Genomic DNA, 17,285 nt, shown 5'->3' with positions numbered 1-17,285 from the left:
AGACGGCGCACTGAGGGATCAGAAGCGATAGCTCGCACCCAGCACGACCTGCCGTCCCACGCCCGGCAGGATTCCGCGCGTGCGATCGGCGATGTACGTCCGGTCCGTGGCGTTCTTGACCGTGCCATAGAGCGTCCAGCCGCTCTCGCCGAGGGCGAAATTGACCGCCAGGTTCAACAGGGCTGTCGCATCGAGTGCGCCGACCTGCCCGTTGCCGTTGACTGCGGCTGCGTTCGTGTTGGCGAAGTCCGCGAACTGGCGCGAGGTGTAGACGCCTTCGACCGACAGGTCCCAGCCGCCGAGGATGTAACCCGCGCGCAGGCTCCCCGTGTGACGCGGTGCATACGGCATGCGACGCCCCGGCGCGCTCCCGGCCACCGGCTGCCCGTTGTCGACCCGAACGAGCGCGGAACTCTGCTCGGCGACGGGCAGGGCGGTGTAGGCGAGCTGCAGGTACGGGCGGCCCGCATCGGCCGTGCCGAACGTAGCGCGCGCGGCGGCCTCGAGTCCGCGATAGCGCGCCTGGCCCTCGGCCAGCGGCGTGCTGCCCGAGGCGATCGACCCGACCGCGATCTGGTTGTCGAAGTCATTGTCGAACGCCGCGACTTCATAGCTGAATACACGCCCCAGCCGGCCTCGCACGCCGAGTTCCGCGTTGCGGCTGCGCTCGGCGTCCACCGCGACCACGGTGCCCGTATTGCCGATCAGGTCTTCCACGCGCGGCGGCGCGAACCCTTGGTGTACGCCGGCGAAGACCTGCACGCTCGGCGAGGCTTCGAATGTCGCGCCGATGCCCGGGATCCACTCGCTGATGCGCTCGGCGCCGCGGGCACCGGCGCCGAGACGGTTCTCGCGCGTGAACTCCATCGACTCGAATCGAACGGCCGGAATGACCGCCAGGCGCCCGAAGTCGAAGCGGTTCTCGACGAAGACCGACCAGGCGTCCACGTCGCGCAGGTTGTGCTCGACCAGAGTGCCCGTGGTGGCCGTCGGGCTGGTGCCATTGAGCTGCAGGCGCGCCTGGCGCTCGCGGTGCAGGCGCACGCCGGCTTCCAGCTCGCCCTGTACGGCCCCGAGGGTGTAGTGCGCGCGCAGGCGCGGCTCGATGCCCCAGGTGGTGAAGTCGCGGTTGCGCATCTGCCGCGAATTGCAGGCATCGACGTTGACGGCTTGACCCGTCAGGCGCGCGTTTGTGAACGCGGCGCCGCACTGGCCGTCGGTCGTCGAGCTCGACTGCCGTCCCCAGTCGCGGTGGAACTCGTAGTAGTAGGCGTTGGCCGAGAGGCTCGCCGCGTCACTGAGCGCCAAGCCCCACGTGACTGAAGCGCCGAAGCGCTCCAGGTCGAAGCGATCGTTCTTGAACGGGTTGTAGCGCGCGCCGAAGGCGCGGTACTCGGCGTCGGTCAGGCCCGAATAGGTGACCTGCGAGTCCTCGCGAAGGTACGTCGCGCGCAGCGTCAGCGACTGCGTCTCGCCGAGGCGGGTGCTGAACTTGTAGTTGAAGTCGCCCTGGCGCAACGACTGGTTGTCGCGTGCGCCGTTTCCTTCCTTTGCCATGGCATCGAAGCGGTGGCCGTCGGCGCCCAGCGCTACGCGAAGGCGCCGATAGCCCTTATTGCCCATGGCGGCATCGATCTCGCCTTCGAACGCCTGCGGCGGCTCGGGCGTGATGTAGTTGATCACCCCGCCGATGGTCTGCGGTCCGAAGCGGAGCATGCCGGTGCCCTTGAGCACCTCGATGCGCTCATAGCGCTCGATCGGCGGGTGGAAGTAGCTCGCGTTATCGCCGTAGGGGGCGAACGCAAAGGGCAGGCCGTCCTCGAGGAGGAGCACCTTGCTCGATCGCGTCGGGTTCAGCCCGCGGATGCCGATGTTGGGCCGCAGGCCGAAGCCTTCCTCGTCGCGAACGACCACGCCCGGCACCTTGCGAAGGGCCTCGCCAACCGAGAGCACGCGGGCGCTCTCGAGGTCGGCCTGGTCGAGCACCTGTGCGCTGCCGGGCTGCGCGGCGGCGCGCTCGGGGGTGCCGACGACCACGACGCGGTCGAGCTCGGCGGCATCGTCGGCGAAGGCGGGGCCGCAGACGGCGGCGATGCTGAGGCTGAGCAGGGTGCGACGGAGCGGATGCATGAGCGTAGGTCGAAGGCGCGATGCGCGGCGCGCGGACTCTACGTGATGATGCGAATCATTCGCAACTACAACGTTTGATCTAGCCCTAGGGTTTTCAAGCGCTGCCGCACAGTACGAGATGTCTTATCCCGAATGGCCGACGACGGAGTTGCTCCAAACGGTTACTACTACCCGCACGGCTCTAAAGCGCGACTCGCTCATTCGGATCGAGGGTTCACGAAGCAATTCGGATGCAATCAATCGATGGCGCAGCGTGTAGAGAGGGCGCAGCAGGTCACCCTGCGTCTCGCAGGGCCCCCAAGATGCTGCATTGCGCGCGCTCGCCGCCTTTGCATCGTTTGATGGTTCGCTCCAGCTCGACCTGGATTCGCCGCAAATCCGCTACGCGCCTTTGAACGTCGGCCAAGTGAGCCCGAGCGATCCGATCGACGTCATCGCATGCAAGGCCATCTTCCTCGGCTAACCCCAGGAGACTCTCAATTTCATCGAGGCTAAAGCCCAGCGCGCGTCCTCGTGTGACGAACCGCAAGCGGTCCACGTCATCGCGGGTGTACTGACGATAGCCGGTTTGTGTACGGGAAGGCGCCCTAAGCAGCCCGATCCGCTCGTAGTAGCGGATGGTTTCGATCTGGCAGCCGCTGGCCGCCGACACTTGGCCGATCTTCATTTGAGGCTTGACCCTGTAGCGACTACAGACTTTAGGATGCCCGCTCCAACCTCTGATAGCGACCATGAGCGACTGCGGTTGCCACCACGAAGCGAAGGACGCAGGCGAGCGCAAGATCCTGGTGATCGCGCTGGCGTTGAACGCCCTCATGGCCGTCGTCGGTGGCGTAGCGGGCTGGATTGGCCAGTCGACCGGCCTGCTGGCGGATGCCTTGGACATGCTGTCCGACGCCGCTGCCTACGCGATCGGCCTCGCCGCGATCGGCCGCTCGGCACGGTTCAAGGCGAACGCGGCGACGGCGAGCGGCATCGCATTGCTGGTACTTGGCTTGGGCCTGCTGTTTGAAGTCGTTCGGCGCATTGCCGCCGAGGCCGAGCCCGAGAGCGGATGGATGATCGCGACGGCGACCCTGTCGCTCGCCGTCAATCTCACCGTGCTTCGCCTGCTCGCACCCCTCAAGCAGGGCGAGGTGCACCTGCGTGCCACCTGGATCTTCACCCGGGCCGACGTCATCGCCAATGTGGGCGTGATCGCCGCGGGCGTGTTGGTGATGCTCCTTGATTCACCATACCCTGACCACGTCATCGGCAGCCTCATTGCCCTCTACGTGGTCAAAGAAGCCGTCGAGATCCTGTCCGAGGCACGCAAGGCACGGCGACCCGCCGTCGCCGACGATCAACGATGAGCGTGCTCACCCGCCGCCGCCGATCCCTCCTGCACTGGCTGGTCTCGACCTGCCTGGTGCTGGCGATGATCGTGCAGCCGGTGCTCGCGTCGATCGGCGAGATGCACGAGCTGGCCCATGGCTTGGCCGAGACGCACGTATCGGGGAACGACCACGACGACGTCCGGGCCGAGCTCGCCGCCCAGGGCGAGGCGGGCGACCGCGAGGCGACCACGCTGCATCTGGTCCACCACATGGCGCATTGCTGCGGGCAGACCGCGGTGCCCGCGGTCAGCTTCGACGCTGCGCTAGTCCCCGTCGCGGCAGGGTCCTTGGCCATCTGTTCGGCTCTCGAGCGACCTGCCGACGAGCCCCGCCTGGCCCCATTCCGTCCTCCGATCCAGGTCTGACGCGACAGCCGGCTACGCCGGCGTTTTCCCGTCTTCGCCTTACGGAGTACATCCCATGCGTGCACGACTCGCGGCCTTGGCCGCGTGTGTCGCCGCGATGCTTGCCTTGCCGGCACTCGCAGCGGACCGCCTCACCCTCGACGACGCATTCGCGCGCGTTGAACAAGCCCATCCCGACCTCCGCCTGGCCGGAGGCCAGCGAACCGTCCTGACCGCCGAACTGGACCGCGCAAGCTTCAAGCCGCCGCTCGTGGTCGGGGCATCCGCCGAGAACATCCTCGGCACCGGTGGAGCCAGCGGCCTCTCCGGGGCCGAGCTCACCCTTACCTTGGCCTCGGTGCTCGAGCGCGGGGGCAAGCTCGATGCCCGACGAGCGCTGGTGCAATCGCGCATCGACTCGCTGGCACTGCAGCGTGAGTCCAAGCGGCTCGACCTGCTGGCAGAGGTCGCCCGCCGCTACCTCGCGGTCGTGTCGGCCCAGCGGCAGCGCGATATCGCTGACCTCGACATCGGCCAACGCAAGCGCACCGTCGCGGGTGCCCGCCACCGCTTGCAGGCAGGCGCGTCACCGGAGTCGGTGGTGCTCACCGCCGAAGCGGCGCTGGCACGGGCGGAACTCGAACGTGCCCGCGCCGTCCAGCGAGAGGCCGGTGCCAGGCAGCACCTCGCGGCCCTCTGGGGTGAGCGAGACCCGAGCTTCCAAGTCGTTGCCGGTAGCCCGCTCGCTCTGCCGAAGGTTGCGTCGTTCGACGAACTGACCACATGGTTGGCCCGCACGCCTGAGATCGCCCAGTTTGCCGGTGAACAGCGCATTCGCGAGGCGCGCCTGCAGCTGGCCCGCACGCAGGCGACGCCTGACATCGATTGGCAAGTGGGCGTCCGTCGCCTCCAAGCCACGGACGAATTCGGCTTCGTCGCGAGTGCCTCCATGCCGCTGGGCACGCGGAGCCGCGCCGAGCCCGAAATCCGCGTCGCCGAAGCCGAGCTCGCGCTGCTGGAGATCGAGCGCGAGTCGCGGAACCTGTCGCTGTACTCGACGCTGGCGGACGCCCATGGGCGCTACCTGTCGGCGCAGCTCGAGGTCCGTCGCCTGGGCAGCGAGGTCATCCCGAAACTCGGACGCGCCGAAAGTGCGGCCGAGCGGGCGTACCGCGCCGGCGCCATCAGCTACCTCGAGTGGGCGCAGCTCCAATCCGAGCGCACCAGCGCCCGCAAGCAACAACTCGAAGCTGCGCTCGAAGCCCAGCGCGCCCTGATCGAAATCCAGCGCCTGACCGGCCAGCCCTTCGTGGCAGGCCCGGCCGAGCGCATGCCCGGAGAGTCCCCATGAGCCGTTTCGTTATCACCATGGCGGCGTTGCTTGCCGCGCTTACGCTCGCCGGCTGCGGAGACAAGGCGGCGAAGCCAGGCGGAGGCGACGAGCACGCCGAGACCGAAGGCCACGCCGATGAAGGAGGCGAGCACGCTGAAGGCGAGAAGCACGAAGGCGAAGGCCACGCCGAGGAGGTGCCGTCGACCACGATCCCGACCCAGCGGGCTGCCGCGATGGGCGTTCGCGTCGAGCACGCGGGCCAAGGCGTGATTGCGGACCAGCATGAGGTGCAAGGTCTGCTCACGCCTGTCGAGGGGAGCATCGCCAAGGTGCAGGCGCGCTTCCCCGGGCCAATCCGCGCCTTGCGGGCCAACGTCGGCGACACGGTCCGCGCAGGCCAACCGCTGGCGACGATCGAAAGCAACCTGAGCCTGACGACCTACACGATCAACGCACCAATCTCCGGCGTCGTGCTCGCACGAGAAGCGTCGGTCGGCGCGGTCGCTACCGAAGGCATGGCGCTGTACGAGATCGCCAACCTTGGTGATCTGTGGGTCGACCTGCACATCTTCGGCCGCGATGCGCAACACATTCGCCCCGGCAACGGTGTCGTAATCACCCGCATGAGCGACGGCGAGAGCGCCGAGACGCGGATCGAGCGAATCCTGCCGAGCACCGCCACGGCCAGCCAGAGCACGGTCGCACGCGCCCGCATCAAGAACAGCGACGGCATGTGGCGTCCGGGCTCGGCGGTGCGTGCGCGGATCACAGTCGATGAGCAGCGCAGTGCGATCGCCATCCCGTTGACGGCCCTGCAGACCGCAGGAACCGAGGACGTCGTATTCGTGGTTTCCGGCGAGAAGTACACACAGCGCCCGGTGCGACTGGGCAAGCGAGATGCACGGCGGGTCGAGGTTTTGGCTGGGCTTAAGCCAGGCGAGTCGGTCGTGACCGAGCAGAGCTTCCTCATCAAGGCGGACATCGAGAAGTCGACCGCCGAGCACGATCACTGAGGACGCGACCATGCTCGAGAAAATCATCCGATTCGCGATCGCGCATCGGTGGCTGATGCTCATCCTGACGCTGGCCTTGGCCGCCGTCGGGATCTGGAGCTTCACCAAGCTGCCGATCGATGCCACTCCCGACATCACCAACGTCCAGGTGCAGATCAATACCGAGGCCCCCGGCTACTCGCCGCTGGAGGCCGAGCAGCGGGTCACGTACCCAATCGAAACCGCGCTGGCAGGTCTGCCTGCGCTCGACTACACGCGATCGTTGTCCCGCTACGGCCTGTCCCAGGTGACCGTCGTCTTCAAGGACGGCACCGACATCTTCTTCGCGCGTCAGCAGGTGTCCGAGCGCCTGCAGCAGGCCCGTTCTCAGCTCCCCGCGGGACTCGAGCCGTCAATGGGCCCAATCGCGACGGGCATGGGCGAGATCTTCATGTACACGGTGAAGGCTGAGCCGACCGCGCGGAAGAAGGACGGGTCGAAGTACACACCGACCGACCTCCGCACCTTGCAGGACTGGGTCATCCGCCCGCAGCTTCGCAACGTGCCGGGCGTGACCGAGGTCAACACGATCGGCGGCTTCGAGCGGCAGATCCACATCACCCCGGATCCGGCTGTGCTGGTCTCGCTGGACTTCACGCTGGAGGACATCGTCACCGCATTGGCGGCCAACAACCAGAACGTCGGCGCCGGCTACATCGAGCGCAACGGTCAGCAGTTGCTCGTCCGCGTCCCCGGCCAAGTCGATGACCTCGAGGCGATCCGCAACATCGTGCTGGACCGGCGCGAGGGCGTGCCGATCCGGGTCCGCGATGTCGCCAGCGTGGGCGAAGGGCGTGAACTGCGCTCGGGCGCCGCCACCGAGAACGGCGAAGAGGTCGTCATCGGCACGGTGGTCATGCTCGTCGGCGCCAACAGCCGCGATGTGTCGCAGGCAGCGGGCGCCAAGCTCGAAGCGGCGAATGCCAGCCTGCCCAAGGGGGTGCGCGCGGAATCGGTCTACGACCGCACGTCGCTGGTGGACCGCACCATCAAGACGGTGGCCAAGAACCTGGTCGAGGGCGCGTTGCTCGTCGTGGTCGTGCTGTTCCTGCTGCTCGGAAACTTCCGTGCGGCGCTGATCACCGCGGCGGTCATTCCGCTCGCCATGCTCTTCACCCTGTCCGGCATGGTGCGCGGCGGCGTGTCGGGCAACCTGATGAGCCTGGGTGCACTCGACTTCGGCCTCATCGTCGATGGCGCGGTGATCATCATCGAGAACTGCCTCAAGCGCTTTGGCGAGATCCAACAGCGCCTCGGGCGGGCAATGACGGAGGACGAACGCTTCAACGCCACGGCCAGTGCAACGGCCGAAGTCATCCGGCCCAGCCTGTTCGGCATCGGCATCATCACCGCCGTCTACTTCCCGATCTTTGCCCTGTCAGGCATCGAAGGGAAGATGTTCCATCCGATGGCGATCACCGTCGTGCTGGCGTTGACCGGCGCGATGCTGTTGTCGCTCACGTTCGTTCCCGCAGCCGTGGCGCTGTTCTTGGGCGGTCGGGTCGCCGAGCACGAGAACAAGGTGATGGCCTGGTTGTCGCGCCGCTATGCACCGCTGCTGCACTGGTCACTGCGACACCGCTTGACCGTGCTGGGTGGGGCGGCGGGCCTGGTCGTCTTGACGGGCCTGCTGACCACCCGGCTCGGCTCGGAGTTCATCCCAAACCTCGACGAGGGCGACGTCATCGTGCAGGCGCTGCGCATCCCCGGCACGAGCCTGACCCAGTCGGTGCAGATGCAGGAGACCCTCGAGAAGTCGCTTGCAACCCTCCCCGAGGTCGAGCGCGTGTTCGGCAAGATCGGTACGGCGGAGGTCGCCAGCGATCCGATGCCTCCGTCGATTGCGGACACCTTCGTGATGCTCAAGGACCGCGAGGACTGGCCCGACAAGCGCAAAACGAAGGAGGACTTGGTCGCTGAGGTCCAAGCGCTCATCGACGAGATCCCGGGTAGCAATTACGAGGTGACGCAGCCGATCCAGATGCGCACCAACGAGCTGATCTCGGGCGTCCGTGCGGACGTGGCGGTGAAGATCTATGGCGACGATCTCGACCAGCTGGTGCGCACTGCAGCCCAGGTGCAGTCGGTGATGAGCTCGGTCGAGGGCGCGGCGGATGTCAAGACTGAGCAGGTCACCGGTCTGCCGCTGCTGACCGTGGAGCCGGACCGGCAGGCTCTGGCGAACTACGGCCTTAACCCGTCGGACGTGCAGGAGACCGTGGCCACCGCGGTGGGCGGCGAAGAGGCCGGCCAGCTGTTTGAGGGCGATCGACGCTTCGACCTGGTGGTTCGCTTGCCTGAGTCGGTGCGCCAGGACCCCGCTGCGCTGGCCGATCTGCCGATCGCGTTGGGCGCAGGCACCGGGCATGGCGACGAGTCGAGCCGGGGCGCCGCATGGCGCGGCGGCGAAGCACGCACCGTTCCCCTGCGCGAGGTCGCCCGAATCGAATCACGACTCGGGCCGAACCAGATCAATCGCGAGAACGGCAAGCGCCGTATCGTCGTGACCGCCAACGTCCGCGGGCGCGACCTGGGCAGCTTCGTCGAGGACTTGCAGGCGGCCGTCGACGCCAGGGTCCGTCTGCCCGAGGGCTACTGGCTCGATTACGGTGGAACGTTCGAGCAGCTGGTCTCCGCGAGCCAGCGGTTGGCCGTCGTGGTCCCGGTGACGCTGCTGGTGATCTTCGGACTGCTCTTCATGGCGTTTGGATCAGCCAAGGACGCCGGAATCGTGTTCAGTGGCGTTCCCTTGGCGCTGACCGGGGGTGTCATCGCGCTTGCGCTGCGCGGCATTCCGCTGTCGATCTCGGCCGGGGTCGGCTTCATCGCGCTGTCGGGCGTGGCCGTCCTCAATGGTCTAGTCATGATCGCCTTCATCCGGAGCTTGCGTGAGCAGGGCCAGTCGCTCGACACCGCCGTCGTCGACGGCGCGATCGGCCGGCTGCGGCCGGTGCTGATGACGGCTCTGGTGGCCTCACTGGGTTTCGTACCGATGGCGCTGAACGTGGGTGCCGGCTCCGAGGTGCAACGACCGCTGGCGACGGTCGTGATCGGCGGCATCGTGTCCTCAACCCTGCTGACGTTGCTCGTGCTGCCGGTGCTGTATCGCTGGCTGCATCGCGAGCCGGATATTGCGACGCCAACCGCTCTTACGAAGGAGGCCTGACATGGGCGCGGGACACGATCACGGCACCGGCGAGATCAAGCACGAAAAGCCCCTCTGGATCGCTTTCGCATTGACCGCGGTGTTCCTCGTCGCCGAAGTCGCCGGGGGCATCCTGACCAACAGCCTCGCGCTGCTGTCCGATGCAGCGCACATGGCGACCGACGTCATCGCGCTCGCAATCTCCCTTGTTGCGGTCCGGCTAAGCCGTAAGCCGCCGGATGCAAAGCGAACCTACGGCTACGCGCGGATGGAGGCGATCGGTGCCCTCATCAACGGGGTGCTGCTGTTCGTCGTCGCCTTCTACATCATGTGGGAGGCAGTCGGACGATTCCGTGAACCGCCGGAGGTCGCCTCGACCGGGATGCTGGTGATCGCGGGATTGGGCCTCGCGGTCAACTTGGTCTCGATGCGGCTCCTCAAGGCGGGCAGCGGCCAGAGCCTCAACGTGAAAGGGGCCTATCTCGAAGTATGGGCTGACATGCTGGGCTCGGTCGGCGTCATCGTCGCGGCAGTCGTCATCAAGCTGACGGGGTGGACGGTCGTGGACCCCATCCTGGCCGTGCTGATCGGCCTGTGGGTCCTGCCGAGAACCTGGACCTTGCTGCGTGAGGCGGGGCAGGTGCTGATGCAGGGCGTGCCGCAGGGGCTCGAGACCAGCAGGATACGCAGCGCGCTGCAAGCTCTCGAGGGCGTGAGCGAAGTTCATGATCTGCACGTTTGGGCGCTGGGTTCGAAGGAGCCGGTTCTTACGGCGCATCTGGTGCTGAGCGATGCCACCACCGGGCCCGATGCCGTCCGTGCGACAGCTGTCAGCATGCTGGCGAGGCAGTTCCACATCGAGCATGCGACCTTGCAGGTGGAAGCCGCGAGCTGTGGGGACCATGGAGGACATGCATGAGGCGTGCTCTCGAGGTGCCACCGCTCCTTGTGCTCGGTGTCGCTTCGGGTATGACGTGGCTGTCAATGCTTGGGCGCAGCGGCGGGCTTCGGAGGCCGCGGCGCACGCGAGGAGCTGTGCATCGACAGGATCTGCCACCGGCCGTCGATCTTCTTGAGGGCGCTGGTGGCGACCGCCTGGCGCTCGATCGGCTCTTGCTTGTCCTTGAGCACGATCGTGTAGCGATAGGTCTCCGTCGTCAGCGCGATGTCGCCTTCGATGCGCGTGTCGACTTTGTAGTCGGAGAATTTGAACGACTTGAAGTGGCCGAGCTCGGGGCCGATGTGGTGGACCCGATAGTCGGCATAGCTGCCTTCGACCTTGCCCGATTCGACCACGGTGTTTTCCGCAGCGAACAGCGCGTCGACGCCCTTCAGGTCCAATCGCTCGAGCGCATCCTTGTATTGCCGCAGCACGGCTTCGACAGCCCGGGTGTCGTCTGTCGCCGGCTCGGCAGCGGGCGACGGGGATGGCAGCGCCGCAACGGCGAGGGCGAAGGCGAGGGCGATCAGCGGTTGGCGGTGCAGCGGCATCAGTGGGTCTCGTAGGAAGGGGTATCAAGGATCCCGGTCGCGGGCGTCCATGCCCGCCGACCGGCCATCCCCCGATCAGTGGCCGAGCAGGTCGGTGTTCTCGAAGCCTGGGGCGAGGGTGACGTGGTGCACCCAGATGCCGCCGCGGCCATCGGGTGCCACCCAGGTCTCCTCGAACACGCCCTTGCGAACGCGCTGGCCCATCGGCACGGGGCCGGCCATCGCGCCCTGCGAGGTGGTCATCGCCGAGGCGGTCGAGTAGCTGTTGTAGGAATCCAGGTGGCCGTACTGCGCCACGAGCTGGTCGTAGTCGTGCGGGTTTGGCGCCGTGCTGGTCGCGGACTGCGAGTAGTCCATGCACGTGTTCTGCGAGGAGCCGTCCTCGGAGGTGTGCCCCAGGCCCAGCGTATGCCCGAGCTCCTGGCACATCACGTGGCGACGCTCGTCCTGGCTCGCGAACGAGGCGGAGTAGCTGTCGTTCATCTTGGACGTGCCCTGGATGATGTGCCCCTTGGAGTCGAGGTTGATCGACGCCAGGCCCAGCCAGCCGTTGTTGCCGTAGGCGGCGTTGCAGGAGCGGACCTTGCCCGACACGGCCGCGCAGCGCTTGCGCGTGCGGCTGGTGTCATCAAAGCCGGTGACGCGCATGTCGACCTTGGTCGACTTGGACCACTGCGAGAGGGCGAGGCTGAGCTCGTCGTCCCAGTCGGCGGTGTTGCTGTCGATGACCTGCAGGGTGAACTCGCTGGTCGTGCGCGCCCAGTGGTAGTTGTTCCAGGTATGGCCCGCGCTGGCGGCAAGCGACACCGCCAGCGTGGCGGCGGCGGTCGCGAGGACCAGGCTCTTGCGTGCGATCTTCATGGCGTTATCCGTCAGGTCGAAAAGCCGGAAGGACGCCGTGGCGTCCTTCCGGAGGTGCAGTGGGTCGATCAGTCGCCGAGCAGATCGGTGTTCTCGAAGCCCGGGGCCAGCAACACGTGGGTGACGAACACGCCGCCCTTGCCGTCGGGTGCGACGTAGACCTCGTCGAAGATGCCCTTCTTGATGCGGTTGCCCAGCGGCACGTTGCCCATCATCGCGCGCTGCGACGGCGCCAGGCGCGCATTGGCCTGCGCCGGCGCCACGTAGGCGGCCGATGCGGCCGACGACAGCGAGTAGCTGTTGTAGCTGTCGGTGTGGCCGTACTGCGAGGCCAGCTGGTTGTAGTCGTGCGAGTTCGGCGAGACGCTCGTCGATGACGTCGAGTAGTCCATGCAGGTGTTCTGCGAGGAGCCGTCCTCGGACGTGTGGCCCAGGCCGATCGTGTGCCCGAGCTCCTGGCACATCACGTGCCAGCGCTGGTTCTGGCTTGCGAACGACGTGGAGTAGCTGTCGTTCATTTTCGACGTGCCCTGCGAGATGTGGCCGCGGGAGTCGAGGTTGACGGACGCCAGGCCCAGCCAGCCGTTGTTGCCGTAGGTGTAGTTGCACGAGCGCACCTTGCCGGCGGACATCGGGCAGCTCTGGCGCGTGCTGGCCGCGTCGTTGTAGCTGGTCACGCGCATGTCGAGCTTGGTCGACTTCGACCAGTCCGACACCGCGCGTGCCAGCTCGTCGTCCCAGTTCGACGTGTTGCTGTCGATGATCTGGAGCGTGAAGGAGGAGCCCGTGCGGGCCCAGTGGTAGTTGTTCCAGCTGTGGCTAGCGGTCGCGATCGAGGCGGTGAGAACGGCGGCGGCACCGAGGGCGATGGCGGCAATGCGGTTCAACTTCATCGTTGCGTTTCCTTGCCTGTAACGTGGAGGAAGGCGCCGGGGGCAGGGGCGCCGGAAGGCAGGCGTCAATGCCTGCGGCGTCGACGCTAGGCGCTGCGACGAACTGCCACGAAATTGAACGGCGAGGTAGGCCATTCAATACTTCAGAAGTGTGACTGGCGCCTCACTAAACCCTTGACCGTAGATCACGAGGCAGGTCAGTAAATGACGCGATGCGTCATTCGGTTGCGCTGGTATTCAGTTTTTTCGGGCCTCTATCACGTATTGACCATCTCGCGTTAACGAGACGCTGCGCCAGCTGACGCCTTGCAAATGGGGATATGTCCACATATGCTGTGGCCATGGAAACCGCGCTGCAAACGCCGGCCTTGGCGCAGGACCAGACCCGGAGCGACCTCGCCCGGATGCTGATGGCGCTTTTCGAGCGTTGGTCGCTATCGACCGATGCGCAGCTTTCGCTGCTGGGGCTGAGCCCCGAGAGCCGAAAGCTGCTGGGCCTCTATCGCAGGGGCGAGCGCGCGCTGCCCAACCAGCGCGACGCGCTCGACCGGGCCGGCTACCTCATGGGCATCCACAAGGGGCTGCGCCTTCTGTTTCCGGAGAATCCCGAGCTGCGCTACAGCTGGGTGACGCGCCGCAACCAGGTGCTCGAGGGACGCACGCCGCTCGAGGTGATGCTCGAGGACGGACTGGTGGGTCTGGCCCGCATCGCGCGCCTGGTCGACTTCCAGCGCGGGCAGTAATGGCCCTGTTCGACCGCCTGACCGAGTTCAAGGGTCGCGTCTTTCGCAATATCACCTCGCTGCGCGTCTCCGAGGACCTGTTCGACGACCTCCTGACCGACGCAGGCGCCCGCGCCGCGGCGGTGGCGGCGGACCTTCGCATGCGCATCAGCGAGACGGGCGTCATCGCGCGGGGACTGGCCTACTCGCAGGCGATTGAATACCCGTTTGCGGCGGATTCGGCGCTATCGAGCCGCTACGGCGATGGCCGCCTGCGCGTCTGGTACGGCGCGCTGGAGGAGGACACGGCGCTCGCCGAGACCTGCTGGCACCAGCTGGCACAGCTGCGCGCGATCGAAGGCGTCACCGAGACGGTGGTGCGCTATCGCAAGGTGTTCTCCGTCGAGGCGAACGGGCTGTTTCTCGAGCTGCGCGGCAAGGAGCTCGCCCATCCCGAGCTCCTGGACAATGATTACGCCGCGACCCAGGCGATCGCCCGTCACGCGGCGGGGCAGGGACTGCCCGGGCTTCTGTATCCGGCCGCACGCTGGCCCGAGGGGAGTTGCCTCGCCGCATTCCGCCCCGAACCGCTGTCGGATGCCCGCCAGCTCTACTTCCTCACCTACCGGATCGACCCGGTGGCAGGCACCGTGACGGTCGAACGCACACCGGGGCGCGTGGAGCGCGTCCTGCACGAGCGCGAGTTGCGCCGCCACCGATGAGGAGCCGTGGATGAGCGCCGATGACGATCTTCCTGCCGCCGATCCGCCGCCCTTCGCCGAGGGCTCCGCACGGGCGCTGGCGGTCATTCCGGGCGAGGCACTTCGCACGCGGACCCTGATCGCCGAGCAGATGCGCCAGCTTGCGCTCGGTCCGTCCGCCTCCGTCCGGGAGGCATTGAAGGCTCTTCAGATGCCCCACATCGGCGACGCGATGGCGCAGGCACGCGCGCTGATCGCGGACAGTCCCATGCGCACGCTGGTGCGCGACATGCAGGCGGCGCAGGCCCAGCTGCGCGCCCTCACCGCCTTCCCCGTCGAGCAGTTCCGCACGCCCGCACCCGCCGAAATCAGCCGGCTCATGGCCGAGCTCACGCGCAATCCGGTCGCCGACTGGTGGCAAAGCGAGCAGGCGCGCTCCCAGCGCCAGTTGCAGGAGGCCATGGCGGCGATACGGCAGCCCTACCTGGACCTCGGACGCGAGATCACCTCCTTCAACGCCGCGCTCGAGCTGCAGACCATCGGCTTGGCCGTCAGGCAGAACCTCGGCTTTGACACCGCATTTGCCCGCACGCTTCGTGAGGATCTGGGCGACTGGCGCGACCCGGTCGATGACGCCATCGATCCCCGCGATGTGAACGCGCGGACCGTGCTCTACACCGAGCGTGGCGTGGAGCCTGCGCTCACCGCGTTCCCGGCGACGACGTTCACCGACCTGCTGGACCGCGCAGGCCTGGTGCTGCCTGCGTTGCCGAGCGGGCAGGGTGATGCCGCCGACTCCACCGACTTCGAAGGCTCCAAGTCCGCTTATGCCTGGCTGCTGCACTTCGAGCACGCGGTGCGGCGTTTCATCGACGAGCGCATGACGCAGATCATCGGGCCCGGCTGGATCCGCCAGCGCGTGCACGCCGACATCATCGCGCGCTGGCAGGCCCGGCAGCGGGATGCCGAGGCCGCGCGGATGGCTCGCAGTTCCCTGCTGGACCATGCCGACTTCATGGACTACCCGCAGATCATCATTCGCAGCGACAACTGGCGGGACGTATTCCAGCCGGTGTTCGCTCGAAAGGAAAACGTGTCCGAATCGTTCCATCGCTTGAAGCCCGTGCGCAACGCGACGATGCACGCAGGGCTCATCACCCCGCAGGACCTGCTGCTGATGTGTGTGGAGATCCACCGTCTCATGCGGGCGATGCGGCCATGAGCAGGACGGCGCCCGATCTCTACCCGGCGGTCGCGCGCTACGGGGACCTGGACATGGAGTCCTTCGAGACCTACTACGCCCGGTGGCCCAAGGCGCTGGCGGGCCTGCCCGAACCCATCGTGCGCGACTGGGTCCATCGCCACTGGCGCTGCTTCTCGGACCGGTGGATCGACCTCGCGCCGCATACGTGGCGCTTTGGCCTCGCCCAATTCTCCAACGACGAGATCCTGGCCATCGACCATGTCGGCACGTGGATCGCCGAGCTCGACGCCGAAGGCGTCGAATATGTAGGCGACTTTCCGCGGGCACGCACGCGGCTGGGGCAGTACATGCTCACCCACGGCACCTTTCCCGTGCCGATCATCGTGGCCAAGGACGCCGGCCATGTGGAGTTGCCGCGAAGCGGCGGCAAGCGCATGAAGACGCCGCTGCAACTGATCGAGGGCCATGCACGCCTGGCCTGCCTTCGCGGAATGATCCATGCGGGGCGCCCGGAGCTGCAGGCGTCGCACGCCATCTGGTTGGTGGACATACCCGGCGACGACGCGTCACCGGCTCCGACGAAGTGACCAGTGCTGCGAGGTGAAAAACCCACTCCCGCAGGCACGCCGCCCCGTAGTCGCGGGGCGGCGCGCGTTCGTCACTTGGTGAACGGCTCCATCTTCGCGATCTCTGCCTGCTGATTAGCCTTCATTTTCGCGCCGAGCGCCTTGAGGTCGGCATGCTTCCCGTTCTGCTGTAGCACGTCGATCATCTTGATCGCGGCCTTATGGTGCATCGTCATCATCGTGGCAAAGTCCTTGTCGACATTGCCCGACATGGTCATCGGCATGGCCTTGCTCTCTTCCATAATCCGGTGGAGCTCGGCTGCGGCGGTGCCGCCCTGTGCATCCGTACCCTGACTGTGGTCCATCCCGGCCATGCCCTCGTGACCGGTCGCAGCCGCGCCCGCAGCCGAGGCATGCGGCGCCATCTTCTTGATCTCCTCCAGCTGATCGGCCTTCATCTTGGCGCCCAATGCCTTGAGCTCGGCGGACTGCCCGTTCTGCTGCAGCACGTCGATCATCTTGATCGCCGTCTGGTGGTGCATCGTCATCATCGACGCGAAATCCTTGTCCACGTCGCCCGACATCGTCATCGGCATGGCCTCGCCTTCTTCCATGACGCGGTGCAGCTCCATCGAGCCCGGGCTCTGGGCGCCAGTGTCGGCCCCCGCGCTCGCGTTTGCCGCGGCAGATGCCGCGGCATCGGTGGAGGCAGCAGCGGTCGACGTATCGGCCGCCGGCGCCTCTGCGTTGTCGGACTTGGCACATCCGGTGGCGACGACAGCGAGTGCCGTGCCGAGCACCATTGAAACGGCGACGTTCAGGGGCTTCCGAGCGTTCATTGCGAACTCCATGCGCGTGGGGGAAGTCTGCATAGGTGCCACGGCCGCAATCGACACGCAGTGAGGAATCCCACCGCCTCGCCGCACCGATCGGCGGACGACATAACGATGGACTGGCTGAGTGTGAAGTCGTGACCCTACTCAAGACTTTTCTTGCCCCAACATTGATCTCGATCAATGCGGGGAGGCGAAAACGTCGTACCCTCATTGCACGATGATCCGCCGCACCGCCCGCACGCCAGCCCGCCACCGCAGCCTGATGCTGTTGGTGATGCTGGTGTTCGTCTGGTGCCAGGCGGTCGCGACCGCCCACGCCTCGGCGAGTGCCTTCGCCAGCTTGGCGGGTACATCCGCGGCCATGGAGGCGATGCCGGGCTGCGATGGCATGGCCGCCGACGCCGACCTCGGCGGCACCGATTGCCCGGCCGAGGATGCGACCTCCGACGGCGCTAAGCTGCCGGTGTTCCTCCCGCTACCCGCGCAGGCGTATGCGCTCGTGCACGTACACCGCACGGCGCGTGCCGCGCTGGCGCGATACGCGTTGCCGCAGGGCAGGGCACCACCCCGACCTCGGCTCTGCTGCTGGTTGATCTGAGTCACCCCGATCGCTGATGCCCGGCGCCGTCAC

General features: G+C 66.8%; 17 protein-coding genes. 11 read left to right on the top strand and 6 right to left on the bottom strand.

What is annotated here, in order from left to right; genetic code table 11:
• Positions 1-18: 18 nt before the first annotated feature.
• Both ACYVJJ_RS11305 and ACYVJJ_RS11300 read right to left on the bottom strand, forming a co-directional pair.
• The gene (locus tag ACYVJJ_RS11305) at positions 19-2,130 is read right to left on the bottom strand and encodes a TonB-dependent receptor family protein (RefSeq protein ID WP_460833646.1); all 2,112 of its coding nucleotides are present in this window, start codon (positions 2,128-2,130) and stop codon (positions 19-21) included.
• Between the two features lie 274 nt (positions 2,131-2,404).
• Positions 2,405-2,797 carry a MerR family transcriptional regulator gene (locus tag ACYVJJ_RS11300; protein ID WP_460833644.1) on the bottom strand — a complete coding sequence of 131 codons (393 nt, stop codon included), beginning with the start codon at positions 2,795-2,797 and terminating at the stop codon, positions 2,405-2,407.
• A gap of 64 nt (positions 2,798-2,861) precedes the next feature.
• Here ACYVJJ_RS11300 and ACYVJJ_RS11295 point away from each other — a divergent pair, with 64 nt between their 5' ends.
• From ACYVJJ_RS11295 to ACYVJJ_RS11270, 6 genes are read left to right on the top strand one after another with little or no spacing between them, the layout of a single operon-like run.
• Entirely contained in the window at positions 2,862-3,482 is a 621-nt protein-coding gene (locus tag ACYVJJ_RS11295) for a cation diffusion facilitator family transporter (protein ID WP_460833642.1), read from the top strand.
• Positions 3,479-3,871, top strand: a complete 393-nt coding sequence (locus tag ACYVJJ_RS11290) for a hypothetical protein (protein WP_460833641.1) — start codon at positions 3,479-3,481, stop codon at positions 3,869-3,871. The genes ACYVJJ_RS11295 and ACYVJJ_RS11290 overlap by 4 nt, the downstream gene beginning before the upstream one ends.
• 55 nt (positions 3,872-3,926) lie before the next feature.
• Positions 3,927-5,201: a TolC family protein gene (locus ACYVJJ_RS11285; protein WP_460833639.1), complete on the top strand. Its 1,275-nt coding sequence runs from the start codon at positions 3,927-3,929 to the stop codon at positions 5,199-5,201.
• On the top strand, positions 5,198-6,196 hold the full coding sequence (locus ACYVJJ_RS11280) for an efflux RND transporter periplasmic adaptor subunit (protein WP_460833638.1): 999 nt from the start codon (positions 5,198-5,200) through the stop codon (positions 6,194-6,196). The genes ACYVJJ_RS11285 and ACYVJJ_RS11280 overlap by 4 nt, the downstream gene beginning before the upstream one ends.
• A gap of 10 nt (positions 6,197-6,206) precedes the next feature.
• A complete protein-coding gene (locus ACYVJJ_RS11275; RefSeq protein ID WP_460833636.1) occupies positions 6,207-9,401 on the top strand; it encodes an efflux RND transporter permease subunit in 3,195 nt (1,064 codons plus the stop codon).
• A gap of 1 nt (position 9,402) precedes the next feature.
• The gene (locus ACYVJJ_RS11270; RefSeq protein ID WP_460833634.1) at positions 9,403-10,299 is read left to right on the top strand and encodes a cation diffusion facilitator family transporter; all 897 of its coding nucleotides are present in this window, start codon (positions 9,403-9,405) and stop codon (positions 10,297-10,299) included.
• Positions 10,300-10,361: 62 nt separating this feature from the next.
• Here the strand turns inward: ACYVJJ_RS11270 and ACYVJJ_RS11265 are convergent, their stop codons facing one another.
• The 3 genes from ACYVJJ_RS11265 to ACYVJJ_RS11255 form a co-directional block, all read right to left on the bottom strand.
• Positions 10,362-10,871, bottom strand: coding sequence for a YybH family protein (locus ACYVJJ_RS11265; RefSeq protein ID WP_460833633.1), 510 nt, complete (start codon positions 10,869-10,871; stop codon positions 10,362-10,364).
• 75 nt (positions 10,872-10,946) lie between these two features.
• Positions 10,947-11,732 (bottom strand): zinc metalloprotease, encoded by a 786-nt coding sequence (locus ACYVJJ_RS11260; protein WP_460833631.1) that lies wholly within the window; start codon positions 11,730-11,732, stop codon positions 10,947-10,949.
• 68 nt (positions 11,733-11,800) lie between these two features.
• Positions 11,801-12,625: a zinc metalloprotease gene (locus ACYVJJ_RS11255; RefSeq protein ID WP_460833630.1), complete on the bottom strand. Its 825-nt coding sequence runs from the start codon at positions 12,623-12,625 to the stop codon at positions 11,801-11,803.
• Positions 12,626-12,966: 341 nt separating this feature from the next.
• Here ACYVJJ_RS11255 and ACYVJJ_RS11250 point away from each other — a divergent pair, with 341 nt between their 5' ends.
• The 4 genes from ACYVJJ_RS11250 to ACYVJJ_RS11235 are packed head-to-tail and all read left to right on the top strand — an operon-like array spanning position 12,967 to position 15,839.
• The gene (locus ACYVJJ_RS11250; protein ID WP_460833628.1) at positions 12,967-13,368 is read left to right on the top strand and encodes an antitoxin Xre/MbcA/ParS toxin-binding domain-containing protein; all 402 of its coding nucleotides are present in this window, start codon (positions 12,967-12,969) and stop codon (positions 13,366-13,368) included.
• A complete protein-coding gene (locus tag ACYVJJ_RS11245; RefSeq protein WP_460833626.1) occupies positions 13,368-14,069 on the top strand; it encodes an RES family NAD+ phosphorylase in 702 nt (233 codons plus the stop codon). The genes ACYVJJ_RS11250 and ACYVJJ_RS11245 overlap by 1 nt, the downstream gene beginning before the upstream one ends.
• Positions 14,070-14,079: 10 nt before the next feature.
• The gene (locus tag ACYVJJ_RS11240) at positions 14,080-15,270 is read left to right on the top strand and encodes a Swt1 family HEPN domain-containing protein (RefSeq protein ID WP_460833625.1); all 1,191 of its coding nucleotides are present in this window, start codon (positions 14,080-14,082) and stop codon (positions 15,268-15,270) included.
• The gene (locus ACYVJJ_RS11235; protein ID WP_460833623.1) at positions 15,267-15,839 is read left to right on the top strand and encodes a hypothetical protein; all 573 of its coding nucleotides are present in this window, start codon (positions 15,267-15,269) and stop codon (positions 15,837-15,839) included. The genes ACYVJJ_RS11240 and ACYVJJ_RS11235 overlap by 4 nt, the downstream gene beginning before the upstream one ends.
• A gap of 71 nt (positions 15,840-15,910) precedes the next feature.
• On the opposite strand, the gene ACYVJJ_RS11230 is transcribed toward ACYVJJ_RS11235, so the two are convergent.
• A complete protein-coding gene (locus ACYVJJ_RS11230) occupies positions 15,911-16,657 on the bottom strand; it encodes a DUF305 domain-containing protein (protein WP_460833622.1) in 747 nt (248 codons plus the stop codon).
• A gap of 214 nt (positions 16,658-16,871) precedes the next feature.
• Here ACYVJJ_RS11230 and ACYVJJ_RS11225 point away from each other — a divergent pair, with 214 nt between their 5' ends.
• Positions 16,872-17,252 (top strand): hypothetical protein, encoded by a 381-nt coding sequence (locus ACYVJJ_RS11225; RefSeq protein ID WP_460833620.1) that lies wholly within the window; start codon positions 16,872-16,874, stop codon positions 17,250-17,252.
• The last annotated feature ends 33 nt before the right edge of the window (positions 17,253-17,285 follow it).

The sequence above is a fragment of the Lysobacter humi (ex Lee et al. 2017) genome, from assembly GCF_054781815.1.
Note: the sequence above shows the minus strand (reverse complement) of the source record. Positions and strands in the feature narration are given on the sequence as shown.